Genomic DNA, 23,984 nt, shown 5'->3' on the forward strand with positions numbered 1-23,984 from the left:
TCGATTGTATTTTTTAATTTGTTTTGACAAACGATTACGCGCTGGCTAGTATCGACCGAAATTTTCCGCCAATCAGCTGATTTTTAAGCAAATTCCATCGACCAATGCAGCATCGATCCCTGTCCCAGGCATGTGTGCGCACCGTCGCCGGGCTGTTCATCGGCGCCCTGATCGCAGCAGCTCCCGGCGCGTTCGCCGACGAAGTCAGCAGTTTCAATCAGAATGTCAGCAATTCGACTCAAATCGGGTCGACTTCCCTCCAGCAGACCTCTGCGCAGCCGGCTAGTGGCGGCGCGAAGTCGTTCCTGTCCGGCATGGCGGGCAAGGCGGGCGACGTCGTGGTCAGCGCGCTGAACATGATCGGCGTGCGCTATCGCTGGGGCGGCAATTCGCCGGACTCCGGCCTCGATTGCAGCGGCTTCGTGCGCTACGTGTTCCAGGATACGCTCGGCATGTCGCTGCCGCGTCGCGCGGAAGAAATGAGCCGCGTCGGCGAGAAGGTCAGCATGAGCAACCTGAAGCCGGGCGATCTCGTGTTCTTCAACACGATGCGCCGCACGTTCTCGCACGTCGGCATCTACATCGGCGACAACAAGTTCGTGCATTCGCCGTCGACCGGCAGCACCGTGCGCGTCGACGATCTCGACAGCGGCTACTGGGAAAAGCGTTTCACCGGCGCGCGCCGGCTCGAATCGACGTTTCCGATGAACGCCGAGGATCTGCGCCAGCGCGTGCGCGCCACGATCGGCGACGACGCCGCGAACGGCAGCAACTGATCCGTTCGTCAGGTCGAAAAAAACCCTGTCACCGAAAGGCGACAGGGTTTTTTGCTTTTGGGGCCGTGCGCGCTCATGCGGCCACGCCGCCGCGCGCGGCCGCGAGCTTGCGCTGCAGTTCGGGCATGATGCGCGCCACCGCTTCCTCGCCCGCGAGGATCGCCGCGTTGCGCTGATTGAAGTCGCTGCCGCCCATCGCGGCGAGATTCGGGCGGATCACGACGTCCGCATACTTGTCGAGCTCGTAGGTCTTGATCGTCTGGCCCATGATCGTGAAGGTCTGCAGCAGCATCTCGATCGGGTTGTCGGTCGCCGCGCCGTCCGGCCGCGACGAGATGTCCACCGCGATCACGAAGCTCGCGCCCATCTTGCGGGCGAACGACGCGGGCACCGGGCTCACGAGGCCGCCGTCGACGTATTCGCGGTTGCCGATCTTCACGGGCTCGAACACCGACGGCACGCTGCACGACGCGCGCACCGCGAGCCCCGTGTTGCCCTGCTGGAACAGGATCGGCTGACCGTTCTGCAGGTCGGTCGCGACGACGCCGAGCGGTTTGGCCATCTTCTCGATCGGCCGGTTGTTCAGCGTCTTGTTCAGGAAGTTCTGCAGCGCGATGCCCTGCAGCAGCCCGCGCGAGCGGAACGGCAGCGCCCAGTCGCTGATCGCGGCCTGATCCATGTCGAGCGCGATCTTGTTGATCTGCAGCCCGCTCATGCCCGACGCGTACAGCGCGCCGACCACCGAGCCCGCGCTGGTGCCGGCGACGAGGTCGATCGGGATGCCGCGCGCCTCGAGCGCCTTCAGCACGCCGATGTGCGAAAAACCGCGGGCGGCGCCGCCGCCGAGCGCGATGCCGATCTTCACGGGCTTCTGCGCGGTCGCGGCATTGTCGGGACGGGACTTCTCGCCGAACGACGTGCATGCGGCGAGAGTGGCGGACGCGCATGCGATCGTGAAGTGGCGGCGCGACAGGCGAGGGGACGACATCGAATGATTCTCCGGCGGCTGGGTGGCGGGCCTTGCGGCCCGCGGCGGCGATGGATTGCGAGCGGCCGCGCGGGGCAATCCGGGCGGCCGGCGCCGCGCCCGCGGGCGGTGGCGGCGCGCACATCATAAAGCAAGCGGTGCGCTTGGCGCGCAGACCGGCGCGAGTATAATTCCGGCTTCTTTCCCGTTCCGGGCGCGGCCGGCCCCGTCGTTGTGCGGTTTGCCGCCGTCGTCCCGCGTCGAATCATTCATGCGCCCCAGGCGTTCGAGTTACCGTTTATGACCCGTCCTGTCCGTACCCGCTTCGCACCGAGTCCAACCGGCTTCATCCACCTCGGCAACATCCGCTCCGCGCTCTATCCGTGGGCGTTCGCCCGCAAGATGAAGGGCACGTTCGTGCTGCGTATCGAGGATACCGACGTCGAGCGCTCGTCGCAGGAAGCCGTCGACGCGATCCTCGAAGGGATGCAATGGCTCGGCCTCGATTTCGACGAAGGTCCGATCTACCAGATGCAGCGCATGGATCGCTATCGCGAGGTGCTGGCGCAGATGCTCGAACAGGGCCTCGCTTACCCGTGCTACATGTCGGCCGAGGAGCTCGATGCGCTGCGCGAACGCCAGCGCGCGGCCGGCGAGAAGCCGCGCTATGACGGCACGTGGCGCCCGGAGCCTGGCAAGGTGCTGCCCGAGCCGCCGGCCGGCGTGAAGCCGGTGCTGCGCTTCCGCAACCCGCTGACCGGCACGGTCGTGTGGGACGACGCGGTGAAGGGGCGTGTCGAGATCTCGAACGAGGAGCTCGACGACCTCGTGATCGCGCGTCCGGACGGCACGCCGATCTACAACTTCTGCGTGGTCGTGGACGACATGGACATGAACATCACGCACGTGATCCGTGGCGACGACCATGTGAACAACACGCCGCGCCAGATCAACATCCTGCGCGCGCTCGGCGGCGAGCCGCCCGTCTACGCGCACCTGCCGACCGTGCTGAACGAGCAGGGCGAGAAGATGAGCAAGCGCCACGGCGCGATGAGCGTGATGGCGTATCGCGACGCGGGTTTCCTGCCGGAGGCCGTCGTCAACTATCTCGCGCGCCTCGGCTGGTCGCACGGCGACGCGGAAATCTTCTCGCGCGAACAGTTCGTCGAGTGGTTCGATCTCGAGCACCTGGGCAAGTCGCCCGCGCAGTACGACCACAGCAAGCTGAGCTGGCTGAACGCGCACTACATCAAGGAAGCCGACAACGCACGCCTCGCCGCGCTCGCGAAGCCGTTCCTCGACGCGCTCGGCATCGACGACGCGGCGATCGCGACCGGCCCCGCGCTCGACGCGGTGATCGGCCTGATGAAGGACCGCGCGACGACGGTCAAGGAAATCGCGGAAGGCGCTGCGATGTTCTATCGCGTCCCGGCGCCCGACGCCGATGCGCTCGCGCAGCACGTGACCGACGCGGTGCGCCCGGCGCTGGCCGATCTCGCAGCCGCGCTGAAGGCCGCCGACTGGACCAAGGAAGCGGTATCGGCAGCGTTGAAGGCGACGCTCGCGACGCACAAGCTGAAGATGCCGCAGCTTGCGATGCCGGTCCGGCTGCTGGTGGCGGGTACCACGCATACGCCGTCGATCGACGCGGTGCTCGTGCTGTTCGGCCGCGACGCGGTCGTATCGCGTATCGAGGCCGCGCTGGCTTGAGGTTGGGGCGGCGCGAGGCTGCCGTCCGGCGACGCGATGGCGGCTTCGCAAAAAATTTCGCGCCAATCGCAAAAAGGGTATTTACAAGTTCAAATTCGGTCCATATAATCTCATTTCTGTTCTGCAAGGGGGTATAGCTCAGCTGGGAGAGCGCTTGCATGGCATGCAAGAGGTCAGCGGTTCGATCCCGCTTACCTCCACCATCAGAACAAAACAAATTGATTTGCGAAGCGCTGGTAGTAATAAATGCTTCACAAAAAGATTTAAAGCAGTTAGAATTCCGGCCTTCGCTGTTGACGGTAAGTGAATAGCGAAAGTCAGACAGATCTGAAAAGATCATGTCCCCTTCGTCTAGAGGCCTAGGACATCACCCTTTCACGGTGAGTACAGGGGTTCGAATCCCCTAGGGGACGCCAGAATTTAGCGGCGTTTCGTAGAAGTGTCGCGAGGCTTGCAGGAACGTAACCGACGTCCTGCGGGTAACGGTGCAGAAAGTTGGAGCGGTAGTTCAGTCGGTTAGAATACCGGCCTGTCACGCCGGGGGTCGCGGGTTCGAGTCCCGTCCGCTCCGCCAGAACGAAGCCCGTTCAAGACGTATTTGAGCGGGCTTTTGTATTAAGGATGTAAGCAGTACGTTGTCCCCTTCGTCTAGAGGCCTAGGACATCACCCTTTCACGGTGAGTACAGGGGTTCGAATCCCCTAGGGGACGCCAGATTCAGCGGCGTTTCGTAGAAGTGTCGCAGCGCTTGCAGGGCGTGAACGAGGTCCTGCAGGTGGTGATGAAGAAAGCTGGAGCGGTAGTTCAGTTGGTTAGAATACCGGCCTGTCACGCCGGGGGTTGCGGGTTCGAGTCCCGTCCGCTCCGCCAGAACGAAGCCCGTTCAAAGAACGTATTTGAACGGGCTTTTTCGTTAAAGATGTAAGCAGTACGTTGTCCCCTTCGTCTAGAGGCCTAGGACATCACCCTTTCACGGTGAGTACAGGGGTTCGAATCCCCTAGGGGACGCCAGATTTCGGCGTCGTTCGAACAAACGATGCGCCGGCAGGAAGTAACCGACGCCTGCCAGGCAAGAAGCAAGACTGGAGCGGTAGTTCAGTCGGTTAGAATACCGGCCTGTCACGCCGGGGGTCGCGGGTTCGAGTCCCGTCCGCTCCGCCAGAAAATGAAGAAGCCCGCCTCGTGCGGGCTTTTTCATTTGCGTTTTCTTCTCGTGCCCGCATGCGGGCACGTGACTGCTGAGCGGAGGAAGCCGCCTGCGCGGCTTCCGGCGGGACGCGAAGGGTTGCGCGTGCACGCGCAACCGCGGCCTGCGGGATGTAGGCGAGTCCCGTCCGCTCCGCCAGAAAATGAGAAAGCCCGCCTCGTGCGGGCTTTTTCATTTGCGTTTTCTTCTCGTGCCCGCATGCGCGGGCGCCTTGATCCTCATCGCCGCTCCGAGAAATTCGCGATTGCATCCGCCGGCGACTGCGCTATCGTGGCGGAGTGCGATCTCGACCCAAGCGCGATGCTCGATCCGACCGACCTGCGACTGCTGTATCAGCTCCGACCTGCGGAGTCCGGCGATTTCCCGTTTGCCGAGGCGCTCACGCACGGCAACATGGGCGCCTATTACAAGCGCCATGGGCTCGTGTGGCGCAGCGACCTGTTCTACGCGAGCTGGCGCGAATCCGAGAACTTCATCCTGGAAGCCGACGGCGAGCGCATCGGCGTGCTGCGCGTGACCGAGGAGGGCGATTCGCTGCATATCCGCGACGTGCAGATCGCCGCCGGTCATCGAGGGCAGGGCGCCGGCACCTACATGCTCGACATGTCGCATCGCTGGGCACGCGCGCGCGGCCTGCACGAACTGCAGTTGCGCGTGTTCGTCGACAACCCGGCCGCCCGCCTTTATCAGCGCATGGGCTATCGCGTCACCGGGCCGCGCCCGGCGCAGCTCGGCTCGATCCGGCACATGGTACGCGCGGTCTGAGCGCACGCACCCGGCACACCGTGCGAGTTACCCGATCGTGTCGAGCGCACCGCGGCCGTCGGTGTCGTCCTCGTCATCATCTGCGGCCGGCACGCGGTCTTCCGTGCCGCGATGCTCGAAGCCGCGCAGCATGAACGCGCGCGGGCTTTCGCCGAATGCACGGCGGAACATCGCCGAAAACGCGCTCTGGCTCTGGTAGCCGAGCTCGCGCGCGACATGCGACAGCGCGCGCCCCTGGTTCAACAGCGGAATCGCCCGCGCGAGCAGCGCCTGCTGCCGCCACTGCGAAAAACTGACGCCTAGCTCCTGCTTGAACAGCCGCGAAATCGTGCGCGTGCTCGCGCCGACCTCGCTCGCCCAATGCTCGAGCGACTCCGCATGCGCCGGCTGCGCGAGCACCGACTCGCACAGCATGCGCAGCCGCTTTTCTTCCGGCATCGGCACCGCGAGCGGCAGCGGTTCGGCATGGCTCAGCTCGTCGAGCACGAGCCCGCACAAGAGCCGCTCGCGCGCGCTGCTCAGCGCGCGGGCATCGAGCGCGACGATCAGTTCGCGCAACAGGCCCGTGACCTCGACGACTCGGCATGCGTCGAGCCCGTCCGGCACGATCGATTCGTCGAGATAGACCGTGCGCAGGTACGCCTCCTCGACGATCACGACCTCGTGCGTCACGTGCGGCGGCACCCAGATCGCGCGCGACGGCGGCACCATCCAGGTCGTGCCGGTCGTGGCGACCCGCAGCACGCCGCGCGACGCATACGCGAGCTGCGCCCATGCATGCGTGTGCCGCGGAATCCGCCGGCCCGCGTCGACCTGCCGCGCGCGCACGCGCATCGGGTGCACGCGGGTCGGTGCGAATTCGGGCGGAATGTCGATGACGTCGTACGGGTTCGATGCGTCGGCTTGGGCGGGCGGATTCATGGGCGATTCGGTCGGCGCGGCTGCGATGCCGTTATTGTAGAAGGCGCCGCGCAGGCGCATGCGGCGGTTTTTCAGCTGATAATGACCGGCCCGAATGAACTTTGTATGGAGCTGCGCGCATTCCGTCCGGCGTAACGCACGCCGTCGCCGCGACGCCCCGGCGATACCAGAATCGAAGAGGAGAACCACGATGCGCCATGTATTCGTCTACGGCACGTTGCGAGCAGGCGAGGCCAACGACATCGGCCATGCGGCCGCGCGCCACGGCATCCCTGCGCCCACGCTCCTCGGAGCCGTCGCGCTGCCCGGCGAACTGTACGATTTCGGCACTTATCCAGGCATGGTGGCCGGTGCGGCCGGTCAGTCGCTCGTGTGGGGCGACGTGTACGCGGTCGACGAACTGTTGCTGCCCGTGCTCGACGAGATCGAACGCGTCTATCCCGGCGTCGACACGTTGTTCCGGCAGGAACCGGTGACCGTCGAACTCGGCGGCCGAGCCTATGCGTGCGTGTACTACCCGGTCGCCGCGCATGCGGCCGCCGACCGCCCGCGCATCGCGTCCGGCGACTGGGTCCAGCATCGCCGCGAGCGCGAAGCGGCCTGAGCCTGCGCGCCGCGCACGCGCACGCTCCCGCTCACGCGGCCAGCGAAAAAAAAGCGCCCCGCGGGGCGCCTGGTCCAGCCGGCCGCCGTGTCGCACGGCCGGCGGCGGCCTGGCGGCGTCGGCCGGATCCCGCAGGATCCGGCCGCGCGGTCAGATTTCCTCGTACAGCGGCAGCGTCAGGAATTCGGTGAAGCCTTCCGACGTCGACATCTGTTCGAAGATCGCCGCGGCCCGCTCGTACGGCTGAGTGTTGCCGCCGACCGAGCGCTTCACGTTTTCCAGCTCGGCCTTCGTGTATTCGCGCACGAGTTCGGCGGTCACCTTGCGGCCGTCGTCGAGCACGCCCTTCGGCGAGCGGATCCACTGCCACACCTGCGAACGCGAGATTTCCGCGGTGGCCGCGTCTTCCATCAGGTTGTGGATCGGCACGCAGCCGTTGCCGTCGAGCCACGCGCCGAGGTAGTGGATGCCGACGTTGATGTTGTTGCGCAGGCCGGCTTCGGTGATCGGTGCTTCCGGCTGGAAATCGAGCAGGTTGCGGCCTTCGATCTGCACGTCGTCGCGCTGCTTGCCGATCTGGTTCGGCTTGTCGCCGAGCACCTTGACGAATTCCTCCATCGCGATCGGCACCAGGCCCGGATGCGCGACCCAGCCACCGTCGTAGCCGTCGGTCGCGTCGCGCTGCTTGTCCGAGCGCACGCCGCCCATCGCCTTGTCGTTCGCTTCCGGATCGTTCTTGATCGGAATCAGCGCGCTCATCCCGCCGATCGCCGGCGCGTTGCGCTTGTGGCAGGTCTTCAGCAGCAGCAGCGCGTATGCGCGCATGAACGGCACCGTCATCGTGATCTTCGAGCGATCGGCCAGGCAGAAGTCGCGGTCATTCTTGAACTTCTTGATCGCCGAGAAGATGTAGTCCCAGCGGCCGGCGTTCAGGCCCGAGCTGTGTTCACGCAGTTCGTACAGGATCTCGTCCATCTCGAACGCGGCGAGGATCGTCTCGATCAGCACCGTCGCGCGGATCGTGCCGCGCGGGATGCCGACCGCTTCCTGCGCGGCGACGAAGATGTCGTTCCACAGGCGCGCCTCGAGATGGCTTTCCATCTTCGGCAGATAGAAGTATGGGCCCGAGCCGCGCGCAATCAGTTCCTTCGCGTTGTGGAACAGGTACAGCGCGAAATCGAAGATCCCGCCAGACACGCGCTGGCCGTCGACCGTCACGTGCTTTTCGTCGAGGTGCCAGCCGCGCGGACGCACGATCAGCGTCGCGACCTTGTCGTTCAGCTTGTAGGACTTGCCGTTCTGCTCGAGCGAGATCGTGCGGCGCACCGCGTCCTTCAGGTTGATCTGGCCGTCGATCTGGTTGGTCCAGCTCGGCGCGTTCGAATCCTCGAAGTCGGTCATGTACGAGTCCGCGCCCGAATTCAGCGCGTTGATGATCATCTTGCGCTCGACGGGACCGGTGATTTCGACACGGCGGCATTGAAGGTCGGCCGGCAGCGGCGCGACCTTCCAGTCGCCTTCGCGGATCGCCTTCGTATCGGCGAGGAAATCGGGGCGCTCGCCGGCGTCGAGGCGCTTCGTGCGCTCGACGCGCGCCTGCAGCAGCGCCTGGCGACGCGGCTCGAATGCGCGATGCAGCGCCGCGACGACGGCGAGCGCGTCGGGCGTCAGGATCGCTTCGTAGCCCGGCTTGATTTCGCCGGTGATCGCCATGCCTTGCGGCAGCGTGATCGGGGTGCTCATGAGTGTCATCTCCTTGGTCGGTCAGTTGCGGTTTCGGTGAAAGGGTGAGGCGGCAGCGCGGCGCGCGTCATGCGCCCGGGCCGGGGCGCGCGCGGTTGGCCGTTCTGCCGGACGAAGCCGGGGTGGCGAGGAATGCGAGCAGGTCGGCCATGCCACTGCCGGTGCCGTCGGGCGACACGCCGAGCTCGTCGGCGGGCGCGCCGGTGCGGTTCAGCCAGAACGTCGTGTAGCCGAACCAGGCGGCGCCCGCGACGTCCCACGCGTTCGACGACACGAACACGAGCTCGCGCGGCTGCGCGCCGAAGGCGGCGGTGCCGAGCGCGTACGCGAGCGGACTCGGCTTGTACGCGCGCACGGTGTCGGCGGACAGCACGCGATCGAACAGGCCGGCCATGCCGGCGCTCTTGATCGCGATGTCGAGCATGTCGGGGTTGCCGTTCGACAGGATCGCGAGCGCCGGGCGCGGTTCGAGCGCGCGCAACCGGCGCAGCGCGGGCACCGTGTCGGGATAGGTCGACAGGCATGCGTATTGGTCCATCAGCCGCTTTTCGGCCGCGCTGTTCAGCGCGAGGCCGAGCGCGCGTGCGGCGAAGCGCAGCGCGTCGAGCGTGATGTCTCGAAACGGGCGATAGCGCGCGCCGGCCGGATCGGCGAGCGTGCGCAACTGCGAATATTCGATCTGCTTGCGCCGCCACAGCTGCGACAGCCGGTCGCCGTGACCGGGAAACATCTGCTCGGCCGCGGCCACGACCGCATGCACGTCGAACAACGTGCCGAATGCGTCGAACAGGATGGCGGCGGGAGAGGAGAGTGTCGTTGTGGCCGACATAGCCTTGCGCTCCAGTTTCAGAGGTCGAATCGATTCTATTCGTGATCGCAGCTTCTAAAAAAGACGCGAATCATCACTTGATTTTTTACTTTCACATACATAATCTTGGTCGCTCAGACGAATTGAAGGGCGGCGGCGCCGTCGCCTGTTGCGAGTCATGGACCGGTTCAAGCAGATCGAAACGTTCGCCGCGGTCGCGGCGAAGGGCAGCCTGTCGGCGGCCGCGCACGCGGAGGGCGTCGCGCCGGCGATCATCGGCCGCCGCCTCGACGCGCTCGAGGAGCGGCTCGGCGTGAAGCTGCTGGTGCGCACTACACGCAAGCTCACGCTGACCTTCGAAGGCTCGGCGTTCCTCGAGGATTGCCAGCGGATCATCAACGACATGCAGAACGCCGAAGCCAGCGTGTCGGCGGGCGGCGTGAAGGCGAGCGGCCATCTGCGCATCTCCGCGCCGGCGGGCTTCGGGCGGCGTCACGTCGCGCCGCTCGTGCCGGAGTTCAGCGGCGCGCATCCGGACGTATCGGTCACGCTCGACCTGTCCGACCGGATGGTCGACCTCGTCAACGAAGGGTTCGATTGCGCGGTGCGGCTCGGCGAGCTGCCCGATTCGTCGCTGGTGTCGCTGAAACTGGGCGAGAACCGCCGCGTGTGCGTCGCGTCGCCCGCGTATCTCGCGCGCCGCGGCACGCCGGCGACGCTCGCCGAGCTCGCGCGCCACAACTGCCTGGCGCTTGCCGCCAACGCGAACCAGCAGCGCGGCTGGACGTTCCAGGAGGACGGCAAGGTCGTGTCGATCCGCGTGAGCGGCACGATGGAGTGCTCGGACGGCGCGGTGCTGCACGAATGGTGTCTCGCCGGCTACGGCCTCGCCTGGCGCTCGTGGTGGGAGGTCGGCGACGACGTCGCGGCCGGCCGTCTGGTCAGCGTGCTCGACGCGTTCGCGGCGCCGCCGATCGGCATCCATGCGGTGTTTCCGCAGCGCCGCCATTTGCCGTTGCGCGTGCGGCTCTTTCTCGACTATCTGAAGCACACGTACGAACGGCCGGGGTATTGGGGCGCATAGGGCGCATGGCATGCTGCCGCGTCGTCCCGCGCGTTTCCGATATGAGGGCGAACCCGCTGCCGGCGTCGGCAGCCAGGTTTCGCGCACTACAATCGAAGCTGGCGTGCGCGACGTTCCGCGGCGGCTTGGCTCGCGGACGCGGCGCGCGCGGTCCGACTGACGCAGGAGGGCGCGATGTTCCGGCACATCCTCGTTCCAACTGACGGCTCCGAGCTGTCGCAGAAGGCGATCGACGGCGCGATCGATCTCGCGCGTGCGGTCGGCGCGCGCGTCACCGCCTATGCGTGCCTGCCGCAGTACCCGTACTCGCCGTTTTCCGAGGTGATCATCGAGCCGCCGGCCGATTTCCGGGCCCGCAGCGAGCGCGAGGCGCGCGCGCATCTCGACGACGTGCAGGCCGCCGCGAAGGCGGCCGGCGTCGCATGCGACAGCTGGACGAGCGTGCATCCGTCGCCGTACCTCGGCATCATCGAGGCGGCCGAGCGCGGCGGCTGCGACGTGATCTTCATGGCGTCCCACGGACGTCGCGGGCTCGGCAGCCTGCTGATCGGCAGCGAAACGCAACGCGTGCTGACCCATACGAAAATTCCGGTGATCGTCTATCGGTAACGGCGGCGGCCTCGGCGCTACGGCCGTACGACCGTACGACCGTACGGCGGCGCCGAAAAAGGGCGCGCCGGACCAGGCCGGCGCGCGTCGTTGCAGGCGGCCGAAGCCGCGCGGCCGGTCGCGCGACTTTCGTCGCGCGCCTGCCGTCTCCTCCCTGATTGTTGTCCGGTGCGGTGCTGGCGCGCCTTATGCCACCTTCTTGCCGTCGAAGAACTGTTCGTCCTCGGTCGAGCCGTGCAGCGCGGTGGTCGACGCTTCGCGCTCGACCGTCTGCGTCACCGCGTCGAAGTAGCCGGTGCCGACCTCGCGCTGGTGCTTGACCGCGGTGAAGCCCTTGTCGGCCGCTTCGAACTCGGCCTGCTGCAGTTCGACGAACGCGCTCATCTGCGTGCGGGCATAGCCGTGCGCGAGGTTGAACATCGAGTAGTTCAGCGCGTGGAAGCCGGCCAGCGTGATGAACTGGAACTTGTAGCCCATCGCGCCGAGTTCCTTCTGGAACTTCGCGATCGTCGCGTCGTCGAGGTTCTTCTTCCAGTTGAACGACGGCGAGCAGTTGTACGACAGCATCTTGCCCGGGAACTGCTTGTGGATCGCCTCCGCGAACTTCTTCGCGTACTCGAGATCCGGCTTGCCCGTCTCGCACCACACGAGGTCCGCATACGGCGCATACGCGAGGCCGCGCGAGATCGCCTGCTCGAGGCCCGGCTTGGTGCGGAAAAAGCCTTCGACCGTGCGCTCGCCGGTGAGGAACGGCTTGTCGTTGTCGTCGATGTCGGAGGTGATGAGGTCCGCGGCTTCCGCGTCAGTGCGGGCGACCAGGACGGTCGGCGTGCCCATCACGTCGGCGGCGAGCCGTGCCGCCGACAGCTTCGCCACGGCCTCGCGCGTCGGCACGAGCACCTTGCCGCCCATGTGGCCGCACTTCTTCACCGACGCGAGCTGGTCCTCGAAGTGGACACCCGACGCGCCGGCCTCGATCATCGCCTTCATCAGCTCGAACGCGTTCAGCACGCCGCCGAAGCCGGCTTCCGCGTCCGCGACGATCGGCGCGAAGAAATCGACGTAGCCTTCGTCGCCGGGGTCCTTGCCTTCCGACCACTGGATCTGGTCGGCGCGCGTCAGCGTGTTGTTGATGCGCTTGACGACGAGCGGCACCGAGTTCGCCGGGTACAGCGACTGGTCCGGGTACATTTCACCGGCGACGTTCGCGTCGCCGGCCACCTGCCAGCCCGACAGGTAGATGGCCTTCAGCCCGGCCTTCACCTGCTGCATCGCCTGGTTGCCGGTGAGCGCGCCCAGCGCGTTGACGAACGGCTCCTCGTTGATGAGCCGCCAGAGCTTTTCCGCGCCGCGCTTCGCGAGCGTGTGCTCGACGGCGATCGAGCCGCGCAGGCGGACCACGTCGTCGGCCGTGTAGCCGCGCTTGATGCCCGTCCAGCGCGGATCGGTGTCCCACTGCTTCTGCAGTTCCAGTGCCTGTTGCTGTCGCGACATGATGTGCTCCTTGATACGGTGTATTGCCTGATGGTTCGAATCGGACGCTGATGATGCTGTTTCGCGAGACCGGTGAAGGTCGCGAAGTCTTGTATAAGAGTCTAGGCAAACCGCTGGAGCGGAAACAGAGGCTTTTCGGAACCCGCTGAAATTTTTTAATCGTTATGAATCAGTGGGATATGCGGAGCGTGTCGCATTGAGAAACGGGTTTTTCCATCACGCAACGGCGCGGGTTGTGCCACGCAGCATGATTTTTTACGACGCAAAAAAATTTCCCGCATCGTGAAATGTGGAGCGAGACGAAAAAAAACCGGCGCGGGTGCGCCGGTCTTGCCGATGGCTGGGGCGGCGGGGCCGCCCGGGGCGTGCTTACGACGCCGAGTTGCTGCGACGCGGGCCGCCGCTGCGCTGGCCGTCGCGGCGCGGACCGCCGTCGCGGCTGCCGCCCGGCTTGCCGCTCCAGCCGCCGCCGTTGCCGTTACCAGTGCCGCCGCCGTAGCTACGGCCATTGCCGCTGCCGTAGCCGCCGCCCGGCTTGCCGCCGAAACGGCGACCGCCGTTACCGCCGCCCGGACGGCCGCGACCGCCGCTGCCCGGCGTGCGGGTCGGTGCCTTGCGCGGCTCGAAGCCTTCGATCACGTTGACCGGCAGCGGCGAGCGCACGAAGCGCTCGATGCGCTTGAGCGCGCCTTGTTCCGCGTGGTGCACGAGGCTCACCGCGGTGCCCGAGCGACCGGCGCGGCCGGTGCGGCCGATACGGTGCACGTAGTCTTCCGCGAACTTCGGCAGGTCGTAGTTGAACACGTGCGTGATGCCGGGGATGTCGATGCCGCGGGCCGCGACGTCGGTCGCGACCAGCACGCGCACGCGACGCTCGCGCAGCGCACGGATTGTGCGGTTGCGCGCGCCCTGCGGCAGGTCGCCGTGCAGCGCGGCCGATTCGAAGCCGGCGTCGGCGAGGCGGCCGGCGAGCTGGTCGGCGTCGATCTTGGTCGCCGTGAAGATGATCGCCTGGTCGAGCGCGTCGTCGCGCAGCAGGTGATCGAGCAGGCGATCCTTGTGGTCGCGGTCGTCGACGTAGTGCACCGTTTGCGCGATGTTCGCGCGCGACTCGATCTTCGCGACGATCTCGATGCGCTCCGGGTTGTTCAGCAGACGGCTCGTCAGCGAACCGATCTTGCCGTCGAGCGTGGCCGAGAACAGCATCGTCTGGCGCGACGCGGGCGTCGCGGCGACGATCGTTTCGATGTCGTCGATGAAGCCCATGTCGAGCATGCGGTCGGCTTCGTCGAGCACGAGCATCTTCAGTTCCGACAGGTCGATGCGGCCGCGCTCGAGGTGGTCGAGCAGGCGGCCCGGCGTCGCGACGAGGATCTCGGGGTTCTTCGCGAGCAGCATCAGCTGCTGGCCGTAGGCCACGCCGCCGAGGATGCTGACCGTGCGCAGGCGACGCAGGTGCTTGCCGTAGGTCGTCGCGGCCGTGGTGACCTGCATCGCGAGTTCGCGGGTCGGCGTCAGCACGAGCAGGCTCGGACGAGCGACCGGTTGCGGGCGGCGCGCACGGCGGTCGCCCTGGTTCGGTTCACGCGGCGCGCGCGGTTGCTGCGCCTGCGATTTCTGGAGCTGCGCGAAGCGTTCGATCGCGGGCAGCATGAAGGCGGCCGTTTTGCCCGAACCGGTCGGGCTCGATACCAGTAGATCCCGGCCGGCGATACCGGCCGGAATCGCGCGCTGCTGCACCGGCGTCGGCTTGGCGTAGCCGGCTGCCTCCAGCGCGGAGACGATCTCCGGCGACAGCCCGAGCGACGCGAAAGTCGGCTCGTCCGACGCCGGTTCGACTGCGGCCGGTGCGGCGGCGTCGAGACCGAGCGCCTGGTCGGCGATCGCGTTGAGCGGGCTGGTATTGATGCTCGAAGTCATAACAATCCTTGAAACACAGTGGGTGAAACGTCGGCGCCAATCGCGCATACCCAAGTCGTCGGATTCAGCGAGCAAATCGGGAAACGGGTGCAATCCGCCGAACCGTCGGCGGATGAGGCATTAGAAGCTGTTTTGGGTGCGGCGCGCTTCTGGAGCGGGGCCGCCAGCCTGATACGTGACGACCGCGAGGGTCGAAGCAGGAGGGGACAGGTTCTAAACCGGATTGGAGCTTAACGCTACGAGGCGTCGTGCCGGAACGGCTTACGAGCCGAGCGCGGGAGGTGACGCAGCCAGCATTATAAGGATATTTGCTGCGCTGCGCCACTGATTTGAGCAGTGCTTGCGGCGGGCGGGCCCGATCAGGACGCCGTGCCGTTCTTCAGCGATTCGACCAGCTCGACGTATTGCTGCTTCGCCGCGTCCTGCGACGTGCCTTTCAGCGCTTCCCACGCGTCGTACTTGTACTTGCCGACGATGTCGGTGAAGCCCGGCTTGTCGCCGTGCGCGTCGCCGTCGGTCGCCTGCTTGAACAGCGCGTACAGACGCAGCAGCGTCAGGTTGCCCGGGCGCTCGGTCAGTTGCTTGACGTCGATCTGGGCCTGGTCGAATTGGGCGGTGAGGTCGCTCATCGCGTGTCTCCGTAAATAGTTCAGTAAGGGTTTCAGGTCCGGCCGATCTTAACAAGCGCCGCGCCGCGCGGGGTCGAGCGATCCTTCCAAACCGCCCGCGGCGCGCCGCGAGCGCCGCGATCATCGCCGAACGCCCGTCGGAGCGGGGCGCCGCATTACAATGTCGGCCATGACGCAAACAGTGCTCCTCGCCATCGATACGTCGACCGAATACTGCTCGGTCGCGCTGCTGCGCTCGGCTCCGGCCGACGCCGCCGTTTCCTCCCCGCAAACCTGGGTCCGCCACGAGCTGACGGGCGCCGTGTCCAGCACCCGCGTGCTGCCGGCCGTCCAGGAGCTTTTCGCCGAATCGGGCCTCGCGCTCGCCGATTGCGATGCGATCGCGTTCGGCGCGGGCCCCGGCTCGTTCACCGGCCTGCGTACCGCGACCGGCATCACGCAGGGTCTCGCGTTCGGCCGCGGGCTGCCGGTCGTGCCGGTCGGCACGCTGCTCGTGTGCGCCGAGCACGCGCGGCTGCGCGCGCCGGGCACGACGCGCGTGCTGGCCGCGCTCGATGCGCGGATGGACGAGGCGTACTGGGCCGATTTCGCGTGGGACGAGCGTGCGGGCGACTGGCAGACGCTGCATCCGGCGGCGCTCGATGCGCCGGGCGCAGTCGGCGTGCCCGATGCGCCGTTCACGCTCGCGGGCAACGCCGCCGCCGCGTTCGGTGCGCAATTGCCGGCTGCCGCACGGGCCGCCGTGATCGACGGCGAAGCGCTGCCGCATGCGCTGGCGCTCGCGCATGTCGCGCTGCGCGCGTTCCGCGCCGGCCGGACGGTGCCGGCCGAGCATGCCGCGCCCGAATACGTGCGCGACAAGGTCGCGCAGACCACCGCCGAACGCATGGCCGCGCGCGCCGCGCAGGCAGGCGGAGCGAAGCCATGACGGGTGTGTTGCTCAGCGATCGCTACCTGTCGCCGATGACCGATGCCGATCTCGACGAAGTCGTCGCGATCGAGCAGGTCGCGTACGAATTCCCGTGGAGCCGCGGCAACTTCGAGGATTCGCTGCGCAACGGCTATTTCGGCGTGTGCCTGCGGCACGTGACCGGCGCGCTCGTCGGCTATTGCGTGCTGATGCCGGTGATCGACGAGATGCATCTGTTGAATCTGTGCGTCGCGCCGGCCGTTCAGCAATCGGGCGCCGGCCTCGCGCTGCTGCGCGAAGCGGTGCGCATCGCGCGCGCGGAACGGCTCGACGGCGTGTTGCTCGAGGTGCGGCCGTCCAATGCGCGCGCGATCCATCTGTACGAGCGCTTCGGCTTTGCGACGATCGGCCGGCGCAAGAACTACTATCCGGCGAAGCATCGCAGCCGCGAGGACGCGATCGTGATGCGTCTGACGCTGAACAAGGACGAGGGGGACGCGCATGGCGTGGGCTGAAGCAGCGCTCGAGGAAATGGGTCTCGCGCAGATCTGGGTGCGGCGCGGGCAGGGGAGGCAGGGCAGTGCGGCGGGTGATGCGGTGGCGGGCGCGATGGATGATGCGGTGGCTGCAACGACCGCAACGACCGCGACCGCCGTGCCGGCCGACGTCGCTGAGGCCGCGGCCTCGCCAGCGCAACGCACGACGCGATCGGCACAGCCGGCCCAGCCCGTGCAAGCGCGCGAGGATGCGACGCGCGTCGGCACAGCCATGCCGAGAGCCGAATCGGACCGTCCCGCCCACGCCGCCGCCGCGGCCGACCATGCATCGATGCCCGCTACATCGCCCGCTCCCGCGAGCGACATGCCGCTCGCCGCCGAGGACGATTTCGCCTGGTTCGACGCGACGCCGCCCGGCGATCCGCTGCCGCCGGCCGAGATGCGCGCCGACGTCGCGCCGGTCGCGACGCTCGACTGGGACGCGCTCGCCGCGCGCGTGGCCGGCTGCACGAGCTGCCGCCTGTGCGAGAAGCGCACGCAGACGGTGTTCGGGGTCGGCGATCGCGAAGCGGACTGGATGCTGATCGGCGAGGCGCCGGGCGAGAACGAGGACAAGCAGGGCGAGCCGTTCGTCGGCCAGGCCGGCAAGCTGCTCGACAACATGCTGCAGTCGCTCACGCTCGCGCGCGGCACGAACGTCTACATCGCGAACGTGATCAAGTGCCGCCCGCCCGGCAACCGCAATCCGGAGCCGGACGAGGTGGCGCGCTGCGAGCCGTATCTGCAGCGCCAGGTGGCGCTCGTGAAGCCGAAGCTGATCGTCGCGCTCGGCCGCTTCGCCGCGCAGACGCTGCTGAAGACGGACGCGAGCATCGCATCGCTGCGCGGCCGCGTGCACACCTACGAAGGCGTGCCGGTGATCGTCACCTACCATCCGGCCTACCTGCTGCGCAGCCTGCAGGACAAGTCGAAGGCATGGGCCGACCTGTGCCTCGCGCGCGATACGTTCCGGCAGTCGGCGGCGACCGACGCGAGCGGGCCGGCCGGCCGATGACGCACGACGCGGCGTTCGCATTCGTCGATACGCTGCGCGATGCCGCGGTACGCGATCTGGGCTGGCTCCTCGCGAGCCCGAGCCTGCTGACGGCGGCGCCCGGTGCGCCGCTCGCGCATCCCTGGTCGGATGCGATCGAGCGCGTGGCCGTCGAAGCATGGCTCGCCGCGCTCGACGCCGCGCCGCAGCCGCTGCACCGCGCGCTCGACGGCGTGCGCCCGGTGCGGCTCGGCCGCTATGCCGAATGCCTGCTCGAATATTTCCTCACGCATGGGCCGTCGTTGCGGCTCGTCGCCGCGAACCTGCCGCTGCGCAGCAACGGCAAGACGCTCGGCGAAGTCGACTTTCTCGTCGACGCACCGGACGGGCAGCGCCTGCACTGGGAACTCGCGGTCAAATGCTATCTGTGCGCGCCGGTCGCCGGCGCGGCATCGCTCGCCGATTTCGTCGGCCCGAACCTCGCCGACCGTCTCGATCGCAAGCGCAGCCGGCTGCTCGAGCACCAACTGCGGCTCGGCGATCGGCACGGCTTCGCGCTGCTCGGCTACGGCGCGCCGTCCGACGCGCAGATGTTCGTCAAGGGCTGGCTGTTCTATCCGTACGGCGTGCCACTGCCGCCGGTGTCCGCCGAAATCGCCGACGATCATCCGCGCGGCTTCTGGCTCACGCACGCGCAATGGCCGGCATGGGCGGCCGCGCAACCCGACGGCGCGGCATGGAGCGTGCTGCCGCGGCTCGCGTGGCTCGCGCCGCGCCGGCTCGCGCCGGATGCCGCGCCCGAAGCGCTGGCGGATACGTCCGGCGTGCCGTCCGCGCTCACCGCGCGCCAGGCGCCCGCGCTGATCGGCGTCTATCGGCAGCGTAACGATCGCCTCTGGCGCGAGACGGCGCGCGGCTTCATCGTGCCCGACGACTGGCCGGCGCGCGCTGTCGCGTTCGCCGCGCCGGACCGCTGACGCACGCTCGGCCGGCGCTCACCACCACCGATGGAAGTGATGCACCGGGCCGACGCCGCGACCGACGTCGAGCCGGCCGCTCGCGGCGATCGCGCCGGTCAGGTAGGTCTTCGCGTCGCGTACCGCGCTGTCGAGGTCGGGCCGTTGCGGCAGCAATGCGGCGATCGCCGACGCGAGCGTGCAACCGGTGCCGTGCGTGTTGCTGAGCGGCACGCGCGCGCCGTCGAGCCGCACCGCGTGCGCGGCGTCGACGAGCCAGTCGGGGCTCACGGCCGCATCGGGCAGGTGACCGCCTTTCATCAGCACCGCGCGCGCGCCGGTCTGCAGCAGCGCGCGGCCTTGCCGGACCATGTCGTCCTCGGTCGTCGCGTGCGCATCGCCGAGCAGCGCGGCCGCTTCGGGCAGGTTCGGCGTAACGACGGTTGCGAGCGGCAGCAGCGCGCGGCGCAGCGCATCGACCGCGTCGGGCGCGAGCAGCGCGTGCGCGCTCTTCGAGATCATCACCGTGTCGAGTACGACGAACCGCGGCGCGTAACGCCGCAGCGCCTCGGCCACCGCATGCACGATCGACGCGTTCGCGAGCATGCCGATCTTCACCGCGTCGATCCGGATGTCGTCGAACACCGCATCGAGCTGCGCGGTGACGAACGCGGCGTCGGGCGCATGCACGCCGGTCACGCCGCGCGTGTTCTGCGCGGTCAGCGCGGTGATCGCGCTCGCGCCGTACGCGCCGAGTGCGGAGAAGGTCTTCAGATCGGCCTGGATGCCCGCGCCGCCGCCCGAATCGGAACCGGCGATCGTCAGGACGTTGGGTATCGGGTGCGTCATGATGGCAACGCGCCGGTTCGACGACCGGCGCGGATGGACTGGAGCGGAAGGAACGGCAAGTGTAGCGTCAGTGCCGCGATTCGCCGATCAGCGCGACCGAGTCGAATTGACGCTGATTCGCCTGATGGCGGCGCATCACGAGCCACATCGTCAGGCAGACGAACGTGCCGAACAGCACGATCACGATGCCGACCGGCACGTCGAGCCAGACCAGCACCGCATACAGGCACAGCATCACGAGCACCGACAGGTTCTCGTTGAAGTTCTGCACCGCGATCGAGTGGCCGGCCGACAGCAGCACGTGGCCGCGATGCTGCAGCAGCGCGTTCATCGGAACGACGAAGTAGCCGGACAGCGCGCCGACGGCGATCAGGAAAAGGTAGGCGACGATCAGGTAGACCGGCAGGCGCAGATGGCCGATATGCACGGCCCAGTGCGCCGGGAACAGGTTGCGCGTATAGAACGCCATCAGCATCACGGCGATGCCCATCATGATGCCGACCGGCAGCACGGTGAGCGACTTCTTCAGCGGGATCCGCGCGGCAGCGGCGATCGCGCCGCCCGCAACGCCGATCGCGACGACCGCCTGCAGGATCGCGCCTTCCGACAGCGACATGTTCAGCGAAACCTCGGCCCACTTCAGCACGATGAACTGCAGCGTCGCGCCCGCGCCCCAGAACAGCGTCGTGACCGCGAGCGAGATCTGGCCGAGCTTGTCGCGCCAGAGCACCATGAAACAGTCGGCGAAGTCGGTGAGCAGCTTGACCGGGCCGCGCTCCTGCTTCGGGTAGCGGGCGCCGGTATCGGGAATGCGCAGATTGAACAGCGCGGCGACCACGTAGATCATCATGATGATCGCCATCGCGGCTTCGGCCGGCGTGGCGATCCACGCAGGCGTGTGCGCGATCACGTGCACCGCGATGTGCGGGCTGATCAGCGCGCCGCCGAGCACGGTGCCGAGAATGATCGAGCTGACCGTCGTGCCTTCGATCCAGCCGTTCGCGGCCACCAAGCGGTCGGCCGGCAGCAGCTCGGTCAGAATCCCGTATTTGGCCGGCGAGTACGCGGCGGCGCCGAACCCGACGATCCCGTACGCGAACAGCGGATGGGCGCCGACCAGCATGATCAGGCAGCCGAGGACCTTGATCGTGTTCGTGATGAACATCACGCGACCCTTCGGGCGCGAGTCGGCGAATGCGCCGACGTACGCGGCCAGCACCACATAGGACAACACGAAGAACAGCTTGAGCAGCGGTGTCATCCAGTTGGGCGCGTGGAGGTCTTTCAGCAGGGCGATGGCGGCGATGAGAAGCGCATTGTCGGCCAGCGACGAGAAAAACTGCGCGGCCATGATGGTGTAAAAACCTTTTTTCATCTGATGCGATGCTTTCGTCGCTGCGGCAGGGCCGCGTAGGCCGCCTGGTATGCGATCGGCTTATTCCGTTCGAAATGGGTTGTGCGCAGGGCTTTATAACACGAAAATACGGCAGTTCGGACTAGCAAGATCCCCCGATCGTTCCGCAAAGTGTCGGCTTCGGTGCTCAAAAGGCGCGGTAAGCTGCTGATTTGCAAGCGTCTTTACGTAAATTTCCCATGCCGCGCCCGATCTCCGCCACCATCCATACCGCCGCTCTCGCGAACAATCTCTCCGTCGTGCGTCGCTTTGCCGGTCCGTCCAAGGTCTGGGCGGTCGTCAAGGCCAATGCGTACGGCCACGGTCTCGCGCGCGTGTTTCCCGGCCTGCGCGGCACCGACGGCTTCGGCCTGCTCGATCTCGACGAAGCGGTGAAGCTGCGCGAGCTCGGCTGGGCCGGCCCGATCCTGTTGCTCGAGGGGTTCTTCCGCTCGACCGACATCGACGTGATCGACCGCTACAGCCTCACGACCACCGTCCACAACGACGAGCAGATGCGGATGCTCGAGACGGCGCGGCTGTCGAAGCCCGTCAACGTGCAGCTCAAGATGAACAGCGGGATGAACCGGCTCGGCTACCAGCCGGAAAAATACCGCGCCGCATGGGAGCGTGCGCGCGCGTGCCCGGCGATCGGCCAGATCACGCTGATGACGCATTTTTCGGATGCCGACACCGAGCGCGGCGTCGCCGAGCAGCTCGCGACGTTCGAGCGCGGCGCGGAAAACATCGCCGGCGCGCGCAGCCTCGCGAATTCGGCCGCCGTGCTGTGGCATCCGGACACGCACTTCGACTGGGTGCGGCCGGGGATCGTGCTGTACGGCGCATCGCCGTCGGGGCTGTCGGCCGACATCGCCGACACGGGCCTGCAGCCGACGATGACGCTCACGTCCGAGCTGATCGCCGTCCAGACGATCGCGAAGGGGCAGGCGATCGGCTATGGGTCGACGTTCTCGGCGCCGGCCCGGATGCGCATCGGCGTCGTCGCGTGCGGTTACGCGGACGGCTATCCGCGCGTCGCGCCCGAAGGCACGCCGGTGATCGTCGACGGGGTCCGCACGCGGATCGTCGGCCGCGTGTCGATGGACATGATCACCGTCGACCTGACCCCGTGCCCGCAGGCCGGCGTCGGCGCGCGCGTCGAGCTGTGGGGCAACACGCTGCCGATCGACGACGTCGCGCGCCATTGCGGAACCATCGGCTATGAATTGATGTGTGCGGTCGCGCCTCGCGTACCGGTGCGGGCGGAATAAGGGCGACGCGTGGCGAAACAGAAAACCGTCTACGTCTGCAGCGAGTGCGGCGGACAAACCCCGAAATGGCAGGGCCAGTGCCCGTCGTGCCATGCCTGGAACACGCTCGTCGAGTCGGTCGCGGAATCGCCGGCCGCCCATCGGTTCCAGTCGCTCGCGAAACGCGCGCCGGTGCAGCGCCTGGCCGACATCGAGGCAGCCGACGTGCCGCGTTTCTCGACTGGCATCGGCGAATTCGACCGCGTGCTGGGCGGCGGCCTGGTGCCCGGCGGCGTGGTGCTGATCGGCGGCGATCCGGGCATCGGCAAGTCGACGCTGTTGCTGCAGTCGCTCGCCGACATCGCGAGCGAGCGGCGCGCGCTGTATATCAGCGGCGAGGAGTCGGCCGCGCAGATCGCGTTGCGCGCGCAGCGGCTCGCGCTGCTCGACGGCGGCGCGCCGGTGGCCGAGTTGAAGCTGCTCGCCGAGATCCAGCTCGAGAAGATCCAGGCCGCGATCGACACCGAACGGCCCGACGTGGCCGTCGTCGACTCGATCCAGACGGTGTACTCGGAGGCGCTGACTTCCGCGCCCGGGTCGGTCGCGCAGGTGCGCGAGTGCGCGGCGCAGCTCACGCGCATCGCGAAGCAGTCGGGCACCGCGATCATCATGGTCGGCCACGTGACGAAGGAGGGCAATCTCGCGGGCCCGCGCGTGCTCGAGCACATCGTCGACACGGTGCTGTACTTCGAAGGTGACACCCATTCGTCGTTCCGGCTCGTGCGCGCGTTCAAGAACCGCTTCGGCGCGGTCAACGAGCTCGGCGTGTTCGCGATGACCGAGCGCGGGCTGCGCGGCGTCGCGAATCCGTCGGCGCTGTTCCTGTCGCAGCATGAGCAGGTCGTGCCCGGCTCCTGCGTGCTGGTCACGCAGGAGGGGACGCGCCCGCTGCTCGTCGAAATCCAGGCGCTCGTCGATACGGCGCACGTGCCGAATCCGCGCCGGCTCGCGGTCGGCCTCGAGCAGAACCGGCTCGCGATGCTGCTCGCGGTGCTGCACCGGCACGCGGGCATCGCGTGCTTCGACCAGGACGTGTTCCTGAATGCGGTGGGCGGCGTGAAGATCACCGAGCCGGCCGCCGACCTCGCGGTGCTGCTGGCGATCCATTCGTCGATGCGCAACAAGGCGTTGCCGAAGGGGCTGATCGTGTTCGGCGAAGTGGGGCTCGCGGGCGAGATCCGGCCGTCGCCGCGCGGCCAGGAGCGGCTGCGCGAGGCCGCGAAGCTCGGTTTCACGGCCGCGCTGATTCCGAAGGCGAATGCGCCGAAGCAGCCGATCGAAGGGCTGAACGTGATGGCCGTCGAGCGCATCGAGCAGGCGATCGACCGCGTGCGCGAACTCGAATGAGGCGGTGCGGCCGGCGTCGCGCAGACGGTCGGCCGCGTAACGTGCTGTAAACGATATGTAGGCAGTTGTAACCCGCCGGACATCGCTTTTCCCTATCCTTTGCCCGATTGTCGAACCGCGCAATGCGAAGGGAACCTATGTTGAAACCGTATAGGGAAGCGCCGAGCGGACGCCTTTACCAGCTGCGCGGCTGCCGCGTGTCGGAGCCGATCGTCCAGCCGTGGGGCGGCGGATGCCGGATCGTCGAGTGGATCGACGACGAAGGACGCCTCGCGCGCCGCGTCGTGTCCGAGGACGTGACGGAAGCGGAAGTCGCCGCGGCGATTCGCCGGCCGATCGAAGGGCGGCGTCACCTGATGGGCGACGACGAGCAGTTGCCGCGCGATACGCTGCCGCGGCGTTGAGCGGCGGTGCGATCGGGGCAGGTCGGTGCATCGACGTCGGACGCGGTAT

General features: G+C 67.4%; 22 protein-coding genes and 7 tRNA genes. 20 read left to right on the forward strand and 9 right to left on the reverse strand.

Going from position 1 to position 23,984, the window contains the following annotated elements; genetic code table 11:
• Positions 1 to 104: 104 nt before the first annotated feature.
• A complete protein-coding gene (locus EX20_RS26525) occupies positions 105 to 776 on the forward strand; it encodes a C40 family peptidase (protein WP_011885182.1) in 672 nt (223 codons plus the stop codon).
• A 73-nt stretch (positions 777 to 849) separates the two neighbouring features.
• Here EX20_RS26525 and EX20_RS26530 read toward each other — a convergent pair whose 3' ends face one another.
• Positions 850 to 1,764: a patatin-like phospholipase family protein gene (locus EX20_RS26530; RefSeq protein WP_011885181.1), complete on the reverse strand. Its 915-nt coding sequence runs from the start codon at positions 1,762 to 1,764 to the stop codon at positions 850 to 852.
• A 279-nt stretch (positions 1,765 to 2,043) separates the two neighbouring features.
• Between EX20_RS26530 and gltX the strand changes: the two genes are divergently transcribed.
• From gltX to EX20_RS33400, 9 genes are all read left to right on the forward strand, one after another.
• On the forward strand, positions 2,044 to 3,453 hold the full coding sequence (gltX, locus tag EX20_RS26535; protein ID WP_034195299.1) for a glutamate--tRNA ligase: 1,410 nt from the start codon (positions 2,044 to 2,046) through the stop codon (positions 3,451 to 3,453).
• A gap of 127 nt (positions 3,454 to 3,580) precedes the next feature.
• Positions 3,581 to 3,656: transfer RNA gene (locus tag EX20_RS26540), tRNA-Ala, on the forward strand.
• A 137-nt stretch (positions 3,657 to 3,793) separates the two neighbouring features.
• Positions 3,794 to 3,869: transfer RNA gene (locus tag EX20_RS26545), tRNA-Glu, on the forward strand.
• An 81-nt stretch (positions 3,870 to 3,950) separates the two neighbouring features.
• Positions 3,951 to 4,027, forward strand: a tRNA-Asp gene (locus tag EX20_RS26550).
• 63 nt (positions 4,028 to 4,090) lie between these two features.
• A tRNA-Glu gene (locus tag EX20_RS26555) sits at positions 4,091 to 4,166 on the forward strand.
• Between the two features lie 79 nt (positions 4,167 to 4,245).
• Positions 4,246 to 4,322, forward strand: a tRNA-Asp gene (locus EX20_RS26560).
• A 65-nt stretch (positions 4,323 to 4,387) separates the two neighbouring features.
• A tRNA-Glu gene (locus EX20_RS26565) sits at positions 4,388 to 4,463 on the forward strand.
• 73 nt (positions 4,464 to 4,536) lie between these two features.
• A tRNA-Asp gene (locus tag EX20_RS26570) sits at positions 4,537 to 4,613 on the forward strand.
• Between the two features lie 346 nt (positions 4,614 to 4,959).
• Complete coding sequence (locus tag EX20_RS33400) at positions 4,960 to 5,424, forward strand: GNAT family N-acetyltransferase (RefSeq protein ID WP_011885179.1); 465 nt, start codon at positions 4,960 to 4,962, stop codon at positions 5,422 to 5,424.
• A gap of 27 nt (positions 5,425 to 5,451) precedes the next feature.
• Here EX20_RS33400 and EX20_RS26580 read toward each other — a convergent pair whose 3' ends face one another.
• A complete protein-coding gene (locus tag EX20_RS26580) occupies positions 5,452 to 6,345 on the reverse strand; it encodes an AraC family transcriptional regulator (RefSeq protein WP_011885178.1) in 894 nt (297 codons plus the stop codon).
• Between the two features lie 190 nt (positions 6,346 to 6,535).
• Between EX20_RS26580 and EX20_RS26585 the strand changes: the two genes are divergently transcribed.
• A complete protein-coding gene (locus EX20_RS26585; protein ID WP_011885177.1) occupies positions 6,536 to 6,949 on the forward strand; it encodes a gamma-glutamylcyclotransferase family protein in 414 nt (137 codons plus the stop codon).
• Between the two features lie 150 nt (positions 6,950 to 7,099).
• Here the strand turns inward: EX20_RS26585 and aceB are convergent, their stop codons facing one another.
• A complete protein-coding gene (aceB, locus tag EX20_RS26590; RefSeq protein WP_034195300.1) occupies positions 7,100 to 8,692 on the reverse strand; it encodes a malate synthase A in 1,593 nt (530 codons plus the stop codon).
• Positions 8,693 to 8,759: 67 nt separating this feature from the next.
• Positions 8,760 to 9,521, reverse strand: a complete 762-nt coding sequence (locus EX20_RS26595; RefSeq protein ID WP_034195301.1) for a haloacid dehalogenase type II — start codon at positions 9,519 to 9,521, stop codon at positions 8,760 to 8,762.
• Between the two features lie 157 nt (positions 9,522 to 9,678).
• Here EX20_RS26595 and EX20_RS26600 point away from each other — a divergent pair, with 157 nt between their 5' ends.
• Positions 9,679 to 10,584, forward strand: coding sequence for a LysR family transcriptional regulator (locus EX20_RS26600; protein WP_011885174.1), 906 nt, complete (start codon positions 9,679 to 9,681; stop codon positions 10,582 to 10,584).
• 174 nt (positions 10,585 to 10,758) lie between these two features.
• Positions 10,759 to 11,193 (forward strand): universal stress protein, encoded by a 435-nt coding sequence (locus EX20_RS26605; RefSeq protein WP_011885173.1) that lies wholly within the window; start codon positions 10,759 to 10,761, stop codon positions 11,191 to 11,193.
• Between the two features lie 186 nt (positions 11,194 to 11,379).
• Here EX20_RS26605 and aceA read toward each other — a convergent pair whose 3' ends face one another.
• From aceA to EX20_RS26620, 3 genes are all read right to left on the reverse strand, one after another.
• Positions 11,380 to 12,687, reverse strand: coding sequence for an isocitrate lyase (gene aceA, locus EX20_RS26610; RefSeq protein ID WP_014723240.1), 1,308 nt, complete (start codon positions 12,685 to 12,687; stop codon positions 11,380 to 11,382).
• 369 nt (positions 12,688 to 13,056) lie between these two features.
• On the reverse strand, positions 13,057 to 14,607 hold the full coding sequence (locus tag EX20_RS26615; protein WP_011885171.1) for a DEAD/DEAH box helicase: 1,551 nt from the start codon (positions 14,605 to 14,607) through the stop codon (positions 13,057 to 13,059).
• Between the two features lie 359 nt (positions 14,608 to 14,966).
• The gene (locus tag EX20_RS26620) at positions 14,967 to 15,236 is read right to left on the reverse strand and encodes an acyl-CoA-binding protein (protein ID WP_011885170.1); all 270 of its coding nucleotides are present in this window, start codon (positions 15,234 to 15,236) and stop codon (positions 14,967 to 14,969) included.
• A 160-nt stretch (positions 15,237 to 15,396) separates the two neighbouring features.
• Between EX20_RS26620 and tsaB the strand changes: the two genes are divergently transcribed.
• The 4 genes from tsaB to EX20_RS26640 are packed head-to-tail and all read left to right on the forward strand — an operon-like array spanning position 15,397 to position 18,653.
• On the forward strand, positions 15,397 to 16,164 hold the full coding sequence (gene tsaB, locus EX20_RS26625) for a tRNA (adenosine(37)-N6)-threonylcarbamoyltransferase complex dimerization subunit type 1 TsaB (protein WP_011885169.1): 768 nt from the start codon (positions 15,397 to 15,399) through the stop codon (positions 16,162 to 16,164).
• Positions 16,161 to 16,661: a ribosomal protein S18-alanine N-acetyltransferase gene (rimI, locus tag EX20_RS26630; protein WP_014723236.1), complete on the forward strand. Its 501-nt coding sequence runs from the start codon at positions 16,161 to 16,163 to the stop codon at positions 16,659 to 16,661. Before tsaB ends, rimI begins: the two co-directional genes overlap by 4 nt.
• Positions 16,648 to 17,697: a uracil-DNA glycosylase gene (locus tag EX20_RS26635; RefSeq protein ID WP_034195302.1), complete on the forward strand. Its 1,050-nt coding sequence runs from the start codon at positions 16,648 to 16,650 to the stop codon at positions 17,695 to 17,697. Before rimI ends, EX20_RS26635 begins: the two co-directional genes overlap by 14 nt.
• Positions 17,694 to 18,653: a DUF1853 family protein gene (locus tag EX20_RS26640; protein WP_034195303.1), complete on the forward strand. Its 960-nt coding sequence runs from the start codon at positions 17,694 to 17,696 to the stop codon at positions 18,651 to 18,653. The genes EX20_RS26635 and EX20_RS26640 overlap by 4 nt, the downstream gene beginning before the upstream one ends.
• A gap of 18 nt (positions 18,654 to 18,671) precedes the next feature.
• Here EX20_RS26640 and thiD read toward each other — a convergent pair whose 3' ends face one another.
• Positions 18,672 to 19,481, reverse strand: a complete 810-nt coding sequence (thiD, locus tag EX20_RS26645; protein WP_034195304.1) for a bifunctional hydroxymethylpyrimidine kinase/phosphomethylpyrimidine kinase — start codon at positions 19,479 to 19,481, stop codon at positions 18,672 to 18,674.
• Between the two features lie 67 nt (positions 19,482 to 19,548).
• Positions 19,549 to 20,856, reverse strand: coding sequence for a lysophospholipid transporter LplT (gene lplT / locus EX20_RS26650; protein WP_014723234.1), 1,308 nt, complete (start codon positions 20,854 to 20,856; stop codon positions 19,549 to 19,551).
• Positions 20,857 to 21,074: 218 nt separating this feature from the next.
• On the opposite strand from lplT, the gene alr reads away from it, so the two are divergent.
• The 3 genes from alr (at position 21,075) to EX20_RS26665 (ending at position 23,935) form a co-directional block, all read left to right on the forward strand.
• Complete coding sequence (gene alr / locus EX20_RS26655; RefSeq protein WP_011885163.1) at positions 21,075 to 22,145, forward strand: alanine racemase; 1,071 nt, start codon at positions 21,075 to 21,077, stop codon at positions 22,143 to 22,145.
• Between the two features lie 9 nt (positions 22,146 to 22,154).
• Positions 22,155 to 23,531: a DNA repair protein RadA gene (gene radA, locus EX20_RS26660; protein ID WP_011885162.1), complete on the forward strand. Its 1,377-nt coding sequence runs from the start codon at positions 22,155 to 22,157 to the stop codon at positions 23,529 to 23,531.
• Positions 23,532 to 23,668: 137 nt separating this feature from the next.
• Entirely contained in the window at positions 23,669 to 23,935 is a 267-nt protein-coding gene (locus EX20_RS26665) for a DUF2866 domain-containing protein (protein ID WP_014723233.1), read from the forward strand.
• The last annotated feature ends 49 nt before the right edge of the window (positions 23,936 to 23,984 follow it).

The sequence above is a fragment of the Burkholderia sp. WP42 genome, assembly GCF_000745665.1.
GTDB classification, from domain to species: Bacteria; Pseudomonadota; Gammaproteobacteria; order Burkholderiales; family Burkholderiaceae; genus Burkholderia; species Burkholderia vietnamiensis.